Below are 12,288 nucleotides of genomic sequence, written 5' to 3'. Positions count from 1 at the left end.
TGATATCTTCTCCCTCATCTGTACTCTCGATTGCTGTAATAATACCAGATACTGCGCTTTCAGGAAGCTTTGTTCCTTCCTCCTGCTCCGGTGTGGAAGGATTATCCGGCTGTTCCGGTTCTTCCGGCTGCGTCGGCTCATCCGGATCTTCCGGTTCGGTCGGCTCATCCGGATCTTCCGGCTGCGTGCTTCCTCCCGGTACATATCCGTAGAATGTCCTGTCATAATCTCCTGTCACTTTTCCGCCTTCCGGATAGTTAAGCCAGGTAACATTTTCATACCCTTCAAAGCTGGATGGCAGAGTGATCTCATCCCCTCTGTCCACAACAAAGCACTTGATGAACTCAACTTCTTCCTCTGGTCCCATGCCTGCTCCGTCCAGATCTTCAAACTTCGGATCGATGAGCATGCGGATCATCGCCTGTTTATATATAGCGTAAGAAGTGATCCTGGCGCCGCTGACCTCGATTTCTCCGTCATACGAGCTGTCCCAGCTCTCAAAGTCTAGTCCCGGATACATCTTCGGCATATCCAGAGCTTCCATTTTATCATAGATCTCCTGATATGATGTGCCTTTATCCACAATATAGGTATCTGAATCCTCTGTCTGATAGCCCTCTTCCGTGTAATAAATCCGGGTTCCCATTACAACACATTTATCGCCGTAATCTCCCTCCAGATTTATGTATCCGTAGCTGTCCATCACTTCTTCTGTGATAGATCCAGCATATTCATCTACTGTCCAGCCTGTCAGCTCGATCTCGTCAGATGCATCATCCGGCCGGAAAGATTCCGCCTGCTTTATCACATCGCCGTAAGTGCTTCCCTTTTCTACAGGGTAGACCCTGGTGATATGTTTCCATTCATCCTTATTATCCAGATAACCAAAGGAAACAATACCCAGATTCTTGTCGTAGGAAGCGCTGACAGATATATTATTTGAAGTCATCAGCGGCTCGTCTGCATCCTGATAATAAGAAGTGATCTCCCATTTCTGGAACTCAAGGCCTTCATAACTGTCTTCCGGAGCCGGAATGTCTTTCAGATAAGTCTCCACATCACTATAGGTGGCGTCACCGGACATGAGGATCGGAGCCTCTTCCCGTTCATATGCTTCCTCTCCGTCTGCATTGACATAGCGGTAGGAAAGGTAAACCGGAAGCTTGTCATACTTGGCATAGACATAGAGATAGCCCAGATTTTCCACAACCTGCATATCGGAAGTTACCTCTCTGCCCATAGACGTCTGCCATCCGATCTGCTGGATTCCCTCGTAATTACTGGAGTACTCCGGCAGGCTGATCCCTGCTTCTTCTAAGGTCGTACGTCTCTCCACATTCTCTTTGGTGACACGTTCTGTCTCCTGCCATCTTCCATTGGCGTCCAATGTCATGAAACTGATATTGACTGTATAAGTCGGATTCACGAATGTAGAACCGTTTGTCACCTGGACATACCAGGGATATGTAGCGCCAACATTCGGACCGATTTCATTTACGGGCGCTTCATTGCCGGACGTGTCATAAATGTCCACGTTACCGATGTACCACTCACAGGGATAGGTATCCTCCGTCACTTCAAACACGCCTTCAAATACCTGTTCCTCTTCGTTCCACTCAAGGTCAATGTAATAACTTCCGTCGGCAATATCGGCCGCAGCGTACATACTCAGGCTGGCGTTAGAAGTATTAATCCCTACGTTGTCTTCCGCCTTGACCCGGATTGTTGCGGAATCACCCGCTTCAAGGATCTCGCCGTTCTTATCCACTTCAATGGATGTGATCTTCGGCGCTTCTGTATCTTCTTTCACATCATCATTTCCAGTCACTTCAAACCAGATGTCCTCCTGCCCTTCCAGCACAAGGGGGATCGTTCCGCTTTCGGTGAGAAGTTCCACCTCTGACAGCATCCATTTCCCATTTGTCATATAAGAATCAATATCAAAGCTGACAGAATATTCGCCGGTCTTCTGCAGATTCGCCTGCATAGACCAAGAATGCGTTCCCTTTTCATTTTCAATCTCTACTTCGAGCATACGCGCATCGGTAATGCTGTCCGGCACATCCACTTCAAAAGTAAATGTCACCTTATCTCCGCTTTTACTGTCGCCTGATTCCGGTCAAGCTTAAGATTCTGCACCGGAATAACCGGGTCTTCCTCCCGGGCAAGATCAAACGTATAAAGATACCCCGTATTATCCGATACCGTCCAGCTTGCATAATTGTCCCTGTTGTCCACTACACTGAGGCTTCCAACATATCCGCTTACCGCACGGATGCCCTTCAAAGGACAGGTCAGCACATAGCAGTCCCTCTCCTCATCATAGGAAGAGTCCATCGAATAACTTGTACCATTTCCATCTTCATCCTGAAAATAGACGTAAGCTTCTGCACGGTTGATCCCGCTCTCCATATCTTTTGCATATACAAGGAGCTCCAGAGTATCCTCCTGCGTCAGAGTCTTGCCGTTCTGCGGAAACTCTACCTTCTCGATGACAGGTTTTGTCACGTCATACTGCTCATCTTCCCCATCAGCCTGCGTGGTATTAGCTGGGTCTTCCGTTCCGGCACTCCCTGTCTCTGCCTGGGGCGTCTCTTTTACTGACTCTGTCTGTGATGTCTCTTTACTGTCCGCAGTATTAACATCAGCAGAAAACTGTCCTTCTTCCGTTCCTGCCAGGCTCTTTTCTGTCTGCTCCGGCACTCCCTCTTCCGCCTGAAGCGTTACCGGAGTAAGCGCAAGAGTCAAAGCAAGCAGGAGCGCTCCTCCCCTTTTTATTCTTTTTCTCATACTTTGCCATCTCCTCCTTTTGCAGCATTCGGTCTGCTCTTCTCATATTCCGGTTCCTTTGTCGTGCGCCGACAAAAACACCGTACCATTATTAGTATACTCCTGCTTTCCGAAAGGCTGTCAATATGTGCTCCTTTCTGTGCGCCTGTTTTTTTCCTCTTTTTGCACAAGACGGGCTATTTGTGCAGCCTGTCTTGTAAATTTTTCTGTTCTTCTGTATCATTTAAGAAAATATCACATAATAAGTGTATTTTATTTGAAGGGGGATTTATTATGTCAGATTTCAGCGAAAAATGTCGCCAATATATAGAAGATACCGGAACAAATATTTATCAGCTTTCCAAAATATCCGGTCTGGATCGTACTTCACTGCAGCGAATGGTGACGGGGAAGCGCCTTCCCGGGCCGGAATTTATTTCTCAATTCTGTCTCTATCTGCGCATCAATCCGCAGCAAAGGCAGGAACTCATAGAACTCTACGAATTAGAGCGTATCGGGAAACCAGCTTATTATAACCGGAAGTATATACAAAATATTCTGGAGAATCTGGCAACGCCGGATTTTTCCGCCCTCTCTTACTCTCCGGTTATTTCAGCGAAACATCAGATACAACTTTCCTTTGCCATCGAGGAAAAACTTCAGCACTTTTTGGAACACTCTTTGCTTCGTTCTGAAAACGCGCCTGTTTTGCTGACGAATTTTCCGCCTGACTGTATTTCTTTTTTTCGGATCATTCTTCATCTTTCGGAAAAACTCGGCCGGAAATTTGATCTGAAACATTTATTCTGCCTTTGTCAGAATCCGGAAAAATCCGAAAATGTTAATTCCAACCTGGAACTTTTACAATGTACTTTGGCTTTTGCTCTGACCCGCTATCCTTACCAGCCGTTTTTTTATTACAGCAAAGAAGCGCACATTGATACAAGTGCGCTTCTATATCCCTATTATTTGGTAACAGAAAGCAGTGTCCTTCTGCTGACAGCTGATTTAAAATCATCTATTTTACTGGACAAGGCGGATGTCGTAGAACAATATTTCCGGGAAGCAGAAAAACAATTTCAGTCCGCTGCGCCTTTCCTTTTTATGCGCCGCGAGCCGGAAGAAATTTTAAATTTCTACGGAGAGATCACTATGGCCAAACAGACCTCTTCCCGTGTGCTGGAGTCACAGCCCTGTGTATTTTCCATGCTCTACGATCCGGATGTGTGGGCATCCTCTCCGGAAAACACGGATTTCATCGATCCGAAAATGCTGAAAGACAGCTTTAAAAACCGGTTTCCGGCGCCCTATACTTTTCACAACTATTTCACGCTAAGCGGCCTTGAGCGTTTCTGCCAGACAGGGCGTTTCGCCGGGCCATACGCCTGTATCCCGGTAGAATTTTCGCCTTTGGTACGTCAAAAAATGCTGGAATACTTCCTGGAGACAAGCCTGGAAACAGGAGAATATACCATGCTGAAACCAAGTCCGCTTCTTACTGACCGGGCATATTATGAGGCGTTTTCCGACTATTCTATTTTCCTATGCTTTCTGGACAGCCAAAATAAATTCCTTGGCTTCTATATATCAGAAAGCTATATCGGTCAGGCCTTCTTTGATTATTTCTCCAGCCTGGAAAACTCTTCCATCGCCTACAGCCGCGAAGAAACCAGGCAGATCATTCAAAAGCAGATCCAGATATTAAAGGAGATGCCAGATTAGGGGCGGCCATTTATACTCCGCCCCTATATTTCCTCTCTATAGCTTATTCCTCTTCGCTCCCTGTCTGCTCCTCCTCTGACGGCTTCTTTGCCTGGCGGAATCTCTTCATGTATCTTCCTGCCCAGTTGTCAAAAGTTTCTTTCGTATTTTTCCAGTGGGAGCGGCTGATCGGAATGACTTCACCGCTTCTTAATGTAATCTCTGATCTGTTGAAAATTCTTATTTTTTCCATATTTACAATGAAACTGTTATGACAGAGAACAAATCTCGTATGATCGAGATGTGTATAGACTTCCGAAACCTTCATAGTTGTAATAACATCGCCCTGCTCTGTATGGATCCGCGTCACACGCTTATCCCGCTCTATAAAGCTGATTTCTCCTTCTTCCAGTACAATCTCATTTTTCCTGCACGGAAGGATGATAAACCATTTTTCATTTTCCTGAAGTTCTTTGAGATATTCTTCCACCTTATGTTCTATACCTTCCGGATCTTTCCCCTCTTTACAGAACGCTAAAATCTTCTGCACTGCTCTCGACTCCTTTAAAACTTTTTCCTTACATTTCCTCCGGGAGACTCCACTTATGATCTCCCCAAAATAGTAGCCGCAATGTCTATTATGCCTTAACAGTCTATTATCCGCAATATGTGCCAGCAGGTGTGCTCGACAAGTTGGCTCTGCTTGGCATATAAATATATGACACGTAACAAAGTTTAAAAGTGTTACGTGTCAAATTGCAGTATACCCTGGGTAAAACTGCGTAACACCCCGGGCATTTTTGAAACTTTCACAAAAAACGCCCTTCGGCTTTTGCTGAAGGGCGTTTTTTCATATATGCATTTCAAATTAAACCAGTTTAGCCGGATTAACTTTCACACCAGGTCCCATTGTAGATGTAAGTGTCACGCTCTTAAGGAACTGACCTTTTACAGCTGCCGGTCTGGCTTTGTTTACTGCATCAATAAGCGTCTGGAAGTTGTCTGCAAGCTGCTCCTCAGTAAAGGATGCTTTACCGATCGGCACATGGATAATATTTGTCTTATCAAGTCTGTATTCAATCTTACCAGCTTTGATATCCTGGATTGCCTTTGTAACATCCATAGTAACTGTTCCGGCTTTCGGGTTCGGCATAAGACCTTTTGGTCCAAGTACACGTCCAAGACGTCCAACAATACCCATCATATCCGGTGTAGCAACTACTACGTCAAATTCAAACCAGTTCTCATTCTGGATCTTTGGAATCAGCTCATCTCCGCCTACAAAATCTGCTCCTGCTGCTTTTGCTTCTTCAGCTTTTGCATCTTTTGCAAACACAAGAATGCGGACTTTCTTTCCAGTTCCGTGAGGAAGTACAACTGCACCACGGATCTGCTGATCAGCATGACGTCCGTCACATCCTGTTCTGATATGAGCTTCGATTGTTTCGTCAAATTTAGCTACTGCTGTCTTTTTCACTAAAGAAACTGCCTCATCCTTATCGTAAAGTGTTCCTCTTTCGATTACTTTTGCAGCTTCTGTATATTTTTTTCCTCTTTTCATTAAAAAATACCTCCTTGTGGTAATGTCGGGATAACCCTCCCACTCTTATTACAATTAACTTTATAAAGAAAGTGCTTATTCTTCTACTGTTACACCCATACTTCTGCAGGTACCGGCAATCATGCTCATTGCTGCTTCAACGCTTGCAGCGTTAAGGTCTGGCATCTTTGTCTCTGCAATTTCCTGCAGCTGTGCTTTTGTAATTGTAGCAACCTTTTTCTTGTTCGGCACGCCTGAACCAGATTTGATCTTGCATGCTTTCTTAATCAAAACTGCTGCCGGAGGTGTCTTTGTCACGAAGCTGAAGCTTCTGTCGTTGTAAACTGTGATAACTACAGGAATGATCAGATCTCCCTGATCAGCTGTTCTAGCATTAAACTGCTTTGTAAATTCAACGATGTTTACACCATGCTGTCCAAGTGCAGGTCCAACCGGAGGAGCCGGTGTTGCCTTTCCAGCAGGAATCTGTAATTTAATATAACCTTCTACTTTTTTTGCCATTTTCATTACCTCCTTGTGGTATTGGCGGGAATTTGAAATCCCCTCCCACTATTGACTACATTTTTTTCACTTCAGCGAAACTTATCTCTACTGGCGTTTCGCGGCCAAACAGCTCAACATTGATGGTGAGACTTCCTTTTGCCATATTAATGGCCTGAACCACACCCACTGTATCCGCCCAGGCTCCCGCGATCACCTGAACATTGTCACCGATTTCATAATCCACAACAATGTTTTCTCTCTTGATTCCAAGAGGGGCCATTTCTGCATCCGTCAATGGAACCGGCTTGGATCCGGGACCGACAAATCCGGTTACTCCTCTTGTATTCCGCACTACATACCATGTGTCATCATTCATAACCATATGAATCAGGACATACCCTGGAAACATCTTTTTCTGGGTAGCTTTCTGCACCCCGTTTTTCATCTCCACGACATCTTCCATCGGTACGCGCACTTCAAGGATCTGATCTTCCAGGTGTCTGTTTTCGATCGTTTTATCAATGTTGGCCTTTACTTTGTTTTCATACCCGGAATAAGTATGAACAACATACCATTTTGCCTCTGACATAAAATCACCTTTCTCGCTTACAGTCTACGATTATCCAACCAGCATATCTACGCCATTCTGGGCAAGAAAGTCAACAACTGCTATGATGACTCCCAGAACAACAGTGACCGAAACAACCGCTACTGTCTGCTTTGCAAGTGTTAACTTATCCGGCCAGATAATTTTCTTAAATTCTGCTTTAAGACCCTTAAACCAGCCTTTTTTCTGAGTTTTCTCTCCACTCATGACGACCACTCCTTCTGCCAGCGACTATTTTGTTTCTTTGTGCACTGTGTGTGATTTGCAGAATCTGCAGTACTTCTTTGTTTCCATGCGCTCCGGATGTGTTTTCTTATCCTTTGTCATGTTGTAGTTCCGCTGCTTGCATTCTGTACATTCTAATGTAATTCTTGTACGCACAACTTCCACCTCGCTTCATTTCATAATGTTGACGTGTTACCGGCAGCCCGCGACAGCTGCCCGAATTTTAGGCATAAAAAAAAGACCTACTTCCATCGCCAGACTACTATACCATAGTGCAGCGCCGGAAGTCAAGCCTTATCCTCATTTTAACGCAACTATTTAGCCATGCAGCTGACAGGGCAAGAAGTCGATGCAGTGTATCCATTCGTCAGCTACAATATGTGCACCACGTTCTGTCAGATGGATGCCATCTGTCGTAACGGCATAATATCCTATTTCCCTGGCCACCTCATTTAGTCTGTCATGAAGAGGCAGGAAGACAGCCCCATATTTCTCCGCGGCTCTTCGCTCAATGTTTTCTGCTTCCCTGATTGTAGGAATCCAATGGGCATACTCTTCCGGAAACGGAAAGATAAAAGGTCCCATACAGACTACAGAAGCTTTTGTTTCGTATGTCAGCCTCCGAAGCAATTCTTCATAATTTTGCTGAAATCCCTGCTCTTTCAGAGTTTTTCCTGTATTCATGTATATGCCTGCATCATTGCATCCAACCAATACGGAAACCAGATCCGGCTGATGCCGGAGGCAGTCATACTCCAGCATCCGCAGCACTCCGGCTGCTGTGAAGCCGTCGTGTCCTGCATTACGGATTTCCCCTTTGTATCCATCATCATACAGCCTGTCCGCAATCCGCCTGACATAGCCTCTCCCCAACGAATTTGCTCCATCCATATTGTGGAACGCATCCGTGATACTGTCTCCCAGGAAAATAATATTGTTCATATGGAGTCCTTTCTGCAATTTGGGACGTAACAAACTTGAAAAGTGTTACGTCCCAAATTGACATATACCCTGTGTAAAACTGCAAAACACCCCGGGCTAAACTGTTTACGACAACTCCAGCTTACCGGTGTACAACTGGTAATAGGTCCCTTTCTGTGCGATCAGTTCCTCATGGTCCCCTCTTTCGATGATACGGCCATGTTCCAGTACCATGATCGCGTTGCTGTTGCGGATGGTGGACAGTCTGTGGGCGATAACGAATACAGTTCTTCCCTTCATCAGGTTATCCATACCTTTCTGCACAATGCTCTCGGTACGTGTATCGATACTGGAGGTCGCTTCATCCAGGATCAATACCGGAGGATCTGCAATTGCCGCCCGGGCAATTGCCAGAAGCTGTCTTTGTCCCTGTGACAGTTCTTCGCCGTCGCTGGTAAGCATAGTATCATATCCTTGAGGAAGCATTTTGATAAACTGATCTGCATGGGCCAGTTTTGCAGCGTTGTATACTTCTTCGTCTGTAGCATCCAGCTTTCCGTAACGGATATTCTCCATAATTGTTCCGGTGAACAGATGGGTATCCTGGAGTACGATTCCAAGGGAATGACGCAGGTCGGCTTTTTTGATCTTATTAATATTAATGCCGTCGTACCGGATCTTTCCATCCTGTACATCGTAAAAACGGTTGATCAGGTTAGTGATCGTTGTTTTTCCTGCGCCGGTTGAACCTACGAACGCAAGCTTCTGTCCCGGTTTCGCATAAAGGGTCAGATCATGAAGAACCATGTGATCCGGCTCATATCCAAAGGACATATCAAAGAACCTTACATCACCCTTCAATTCCGTATAAGTAACGGTTCCATCTGCCTGATGGGGATGTTTCCACGCCCACATTCCGGTACGCTCTTCGCACTCTTCGATGGTGCCGTCTTCGTTCTTTCTTGCATTGACTAAAGTTACATATCCTTCATCAACCTCCGGCTCCTCATCCATCATATTAAAGATACGCTCTGCTCCTGCCAGCGCCATGATAATAGAGTTGAACTGCTGTGCCACCTGCATGAAAGGCTGTGTAAAACTCTTTGTGAACTGCAGATAGGAAGCCATCACGCCCAGTGTAATATTTCCGATTCCCATAATGGAAAGGAAACCTCCCAGCACCGCTGTCAGCACAAACTGAAGATTTCCGATATTTCCGATGATCGGCCCCATGATACTGGCAAAGGTATGTGCATTGGATGCGCTCTCAAACAACTTCTCATTTAAAACATCAAATTCTTCTTCTGATTTTTTCTCATGATTAAACACTTTTACTACACGCTGTCCATTCATGCGTTCTTCCACAAATCCGGTAATGTTGGCAAGATCCAGCTGCTGCCGGATAAAATACTTTCCGCTGTTTCCTCCGATCTTATTGGAAACGGCAATCATCAGTACAATAATAATAACCGCCAGAATTGTCAGAATCGGACTCAATACCAGCATAGCAATAAATGTAACAACGATCATAAGCGCCGACATCAGAACCTGTGGAATCGACTGATTGATCATCTGGCGCAGAGTATCCGTATCATTTGTATAAAGACTCATGATAGATCCGTTTGTATTCTGATCAAAATATCGGATCGGCAATGTCTGCATATGCTCAAACATCTCGTCTCTCACTCGTTTCAGCACGCCCTGCCCTATGACAACCATCAGCCTTGTATACAGGAAGGAAGCCAGTACGCCAAAGGCAAAAATCGTGGCCAGTATGCCAAGAGCTGTATACAGCTCCGTAAAATCAGGATTTTGATTTCCTATCAACGGGATAATGTAATCATCCAGCAAAAATTTCAGTGACAGGGATACGGAAATGCTGGCAATAGAGCTGATCAAAATACAGATCAGCACCAGTACAAACTGTACTTTATACGTACTCGTCACATAGCCGAGAAGTCTTTTTGCTGTTTTTAATGTATTTTTGGTCACCGTCGGTTTTCCGCCTCTATTACTCATTTTCCTCTCCTCCTTTCACCTGTGATTCGTATACTTCTCTGTAAATCGCATTGTTCTTCAGCAATTCTTCTGATGTTCCGATACCATTGATCTCTCCATTATCCATAACAATGATCACATCCGCATCTTCCACAGAAGAGATTCTCTGTGCAATAATAATTTTGGTAGTATCCGGAATTTCCTCCCTGAATGCCTGGCGGATCAATGCGTCTGTCCTTGTATCAACCGCACTGGTAGAGTCATCCAGGATCAGGATCTTCGGTTTTTTCAAAAGAGCTCTTGCAATACAAAGTCTCTGCTTCTGTCCTCCGGAAACGTTATTTCCGCCCTCCACGATCATTGTATTGTATTTAGCCGGAAATTCATTGATAAAGCCATCTGCCTGTGCCAGCCTGCAAACTCTCTGTACTTCTTCATCACTGGCATTTTCATCGCCCCACCTGATATTTTCATAAATACTTCCTGTAAAAAGCACATTTTTCTGGAGCACCATGGATACCTGATCACGGAGTTTCTCCAGATTATATCGGCGCACATCCTGTCCGCCCACTTTCACACAACCACTCGTCACATCATAAAGTCTGGGAATCAGCTGCACCAGAGTAGACTTCGCGCTTCCGGTACCGCCGATGATGCCGACGATCTGCCCGCTCTTAATATGCAGGTTAACATCCTTCAAAGATAAATTTCCATCCTCACCGGCATAACTGAAATTCACATGTTCGAAGTCGATATCTCCATTTTCCACAGTTGTCAGAGCATCTTCTTTATCCCGCATTTCCGGAACTTCTTCCAATACCTCTTTGATACGATCCGAAGATGCCTCCGCAATCATGATCATAACGAATACAAAGGATACCATCATAAGCGACATCAGGATCTGCATGGCATATACCATGATACTCGTCAGCTCTCCTGTCTGCATATTTCCGGTTACAATATTTTCTCCTCCAATTAAAACAAGCAGCAGAACAACCGTATACATAACAAACTGCATAACCGGAGAGTTCCATGCGACAATCTTCTCCGCCTTTGTAAACAGGTCAAATACCTTGAGGGAAATTTTATGGAACTTCTCATTTTCGTGTTCTTCTCTTACATAAGCTTTCACGACCCTTGCAGCGTTTACATTTTCCTGCACGGTATTATTCAGCACATCATACTCATCAAACACCTGAATAAAATGAGGATGCGCTTTTTTTGCGATAAAAATCAAAACTCCTCCAAGGACCGGTATTGTAACAAGTAGACAAAATGCAATCTTCAGATTAATGGTCGCAGTCATGATCCACGACAAAACAACCATGATCGGTGCTCTGGCCAAAAGACGGATTGTAAACATATATGCCATCTGCACATTTGTAATATCTGTCGTCAGTCTGGTCACGAGACTTGAGGTTGAAAAATGATCAATATTTCCGAAGGAAAACTCCTGGATTTTATAAAAAATATCGTGACGCAAGTTTTTTGCATATCCCGCGGATGCAATTGCCCCCATTTTCCCTGCCAACGCTCCGAACAGCAAAGCCAGCATTGCCATCACAACAAGAAGAATCCCCATTTTGATAATGTATGGCATGTTTCCTTCCATAATTCCAATGTCGATGATGTTAGCCATTAAAAGCGGAATCAGAACTTCCATCAGAACTTCCAGCGCCACCAGAACCGGAGTGATAAATGACTGTTTCTTATATTCCCGCACAGATTTCAGTAATTTCCTATTCATCTGACTCTTCCTTTCTATATATCATATCGTTTTCTTTCGCCCTTTCCCCCGAAGAAAGGTTTTCGGATATCTGCTTCAGAACCCGGATAAAAACTTCCATATCATCGGCCGGAATCCCCTCTCTGATCTGTGCTTCCCTCCTTCTGATATTCTTAAGAAGCTTTGATCGCAGCTGAAGGGCCTTTTCTGTCGGCACGATTCGTTTCAGCCTGGCGTCTTCCTTCACTGGTTCACGGTATAGATATCCCTTCTTTTCCAGAAGCTGCAGCGCTCCTG

General features: G+C 44.8%; 12 protein-coding genes and 1 pseudogene. 1 reads left to right on the top strand and 12 read right to left on the bottom strand.

Annotation, left to right across the window (positions count from 1 at the left end; genetic code table 11):
* Together WJ238_RS01505 and WJ238_RS01500 are read right to left on the bottom strand one after the other, a co-directional pair.
* Positions 1-2,086, bottom strand: a pseudogene (locus WJ238_RS01505) (hypothetical protein); the annotation flags it as partial.
* The gene (locus WJ238_RS01500; RefSeq protein WP_337605949.1) at positions 2,083-2,790 is read right to left on the bottom strand and encodes a hypothetical protein; all 708 of its coding nucleotides are present in this window, start codon (positions 2,788-2,790) and stop codon (positions 2,083-2,085) included. The pseudogene WJ238_RS01505 and the gene WJ238_RS01500, both read right to left, overlap by 4 nt.
* 273 nt (positions 2,791-3,063) lie before the next feature.
* Between WJ238_RS01500 and WJ238_RS01495 the strand changes: the two genes are divergently transcribed.
* The gene (locus WJ238_RS01495) at positions 3,064-4,491 is read left to right on the top strand and encodes a hypothetical protein (protein ID WP_256193488.1); all 1,428 of its coding nucleotides are present in this window, start codon (positions 3,064-3,066) and stop codon (positions 4,489-4,491) included.
* 43 nt (positions 4,492-4,534) lie between these two features.
* On the opposite strand, the gene WJ238_RS01490 is transcribed toward WJ238_RS01495, so the two are convergent.
* The 10 genes from WJ238_RS01490 to WJ238_RS01445 form a co-directional block, all read right to left on the bottom strand.
* The gene (locus WJ238_RS01490; protein ID WP_316266097.1) at positions 4,535-5,020 is read right to left on the bottom strand and encodes a LytR/AlgR family response regulator transcription factor; all 486 of its coding nucleotides are present in this window, start codon (positions 5,018-5,020) and stop codon (positions 4,535-4,537) included.
* A gap of 318 nt (positions 5,021-5,338) precedes the next feature.
* Positions 5,339-6,031 carry a 50S ribosomal protein L1 gene (gene rplA / locus WJ238_RS01485; RefSeq protein ID WP_230107254.1) on the bottom strand — a complete coding sequence of 231 codons (693 nt, stop codon included), beginning with the start codon at positions 6,029-6,031 and terminating at the stop codon, positions 5,339-5,341.
* Positions 6,032-6,106: 75 nt separating this feature from the next.
* On the bottom strand, positions 6,107-6,532 hold the full coding sequence (rplK, locus tag WJ238_RS01480) for a 50S ribosomal protein L11 (RefSeq protein ID WP_230107255.1): 426 nt from the start codon (positions 6,530-6,532) through the stop codon (positions 6,107-6,109).
* Between the two features lie 55 nt (positions 6,533-6,587).
* Positions 6,588-7,103 (bottom strand): transcription termination/antitermination protein NusG, encoded by a 516-nt coding sequence (nusG, locus tag WJ238_RS01475; RefSeq protein ID WP_230107256.1) that lies wholly within the window; start codon positions 7,101-7,103, stop codon positions 6,588-6,590.
* 30 nt (positions 7,104-7,133) lie between these two features.
* Entirely contained in the window at positions 7,134-7,328 is a 195-nt protein-coding gene (gene secE / locus WJ238_RS01470) for a preprotein translocase subunit SecE (protein WP_230107257.1), read from the bottom strand.
* A gap of 24 nt (positions 7,329-7,352) precedes the next feature.
* A complete protein-coding gene (gene rpmG / locus WJ238_RS01465) occupies positions 7,353-7,502 on the bottom strand; it encodes a 50S ribosomal protein L33 (protein WP_230107258.1) in 150 nt (49 codons plus the stop codon).
* A gap of 162 nt (positions 7,503-7,664) precedes the next feature.
* Entirely contained in the window at positions 7,665-8,288 is a 624-nt protein-coding gene (locus tag WJ238_RS01460; RefSeq protein ID WP_337605948.1) for an SGNH/GDSL hydrolase family protein, read from the bottom strand.
* A gap of 105 nt (positions 8,289-8,393) precedes the next feature.
* On the bottom strand, positions 8,394-10,286 hold the full coding sequence (locus tag WJ238_RS01455; RefSeq protein ID WP_316268017.1) for an ABC transporter ATP-binding protein: 1,893 nt from the start codon (positions 10,284-10,286) through the stop codon (positions 8,394-8,396).
* Positions 10,279-12,012: an ABC transporter ATP-binding protein gene (locus WJ238_RS01450; RefSeq protein WP_316268016.1), complete on the bottom strand. Its 1,734-nt coding sequence runs from the start codon at positions 12,010-12,012 to the stop codon at positions 10,279-10,281. Before WJ238_RS01450 ends, WJ238_RS01455 begins: the two co-directional genes overlap by 8 nt.
* On the bottom strand, positions 12,005-12,288 hold a 284-nt coding region (locus WJ238_RS01445; protein ID WP_524536981.1), incomplete at its 5' end, for a MarR family winged helix-turn-helix transcriptional regulator. The genes WJ238_RS01450 and WJ238_RS01445, both read right to left, overlap by 8 nt.

The sequence above is a fragment of the Claveliimonas sp. genome, from assembly GCF_037273965.1.
GTDB classification, from domain to species: Bacteria; Bacillota; Clostridia; order Lachnospirales; family Lachnospiraceae; genus Claveliimonas; species Claveliimonas bilis.
The sequence above is the reverse complement of the archived record's forward strand: the minus strand, read 5'-3'. Positions and strand labels throughout refer to the sequence as shown.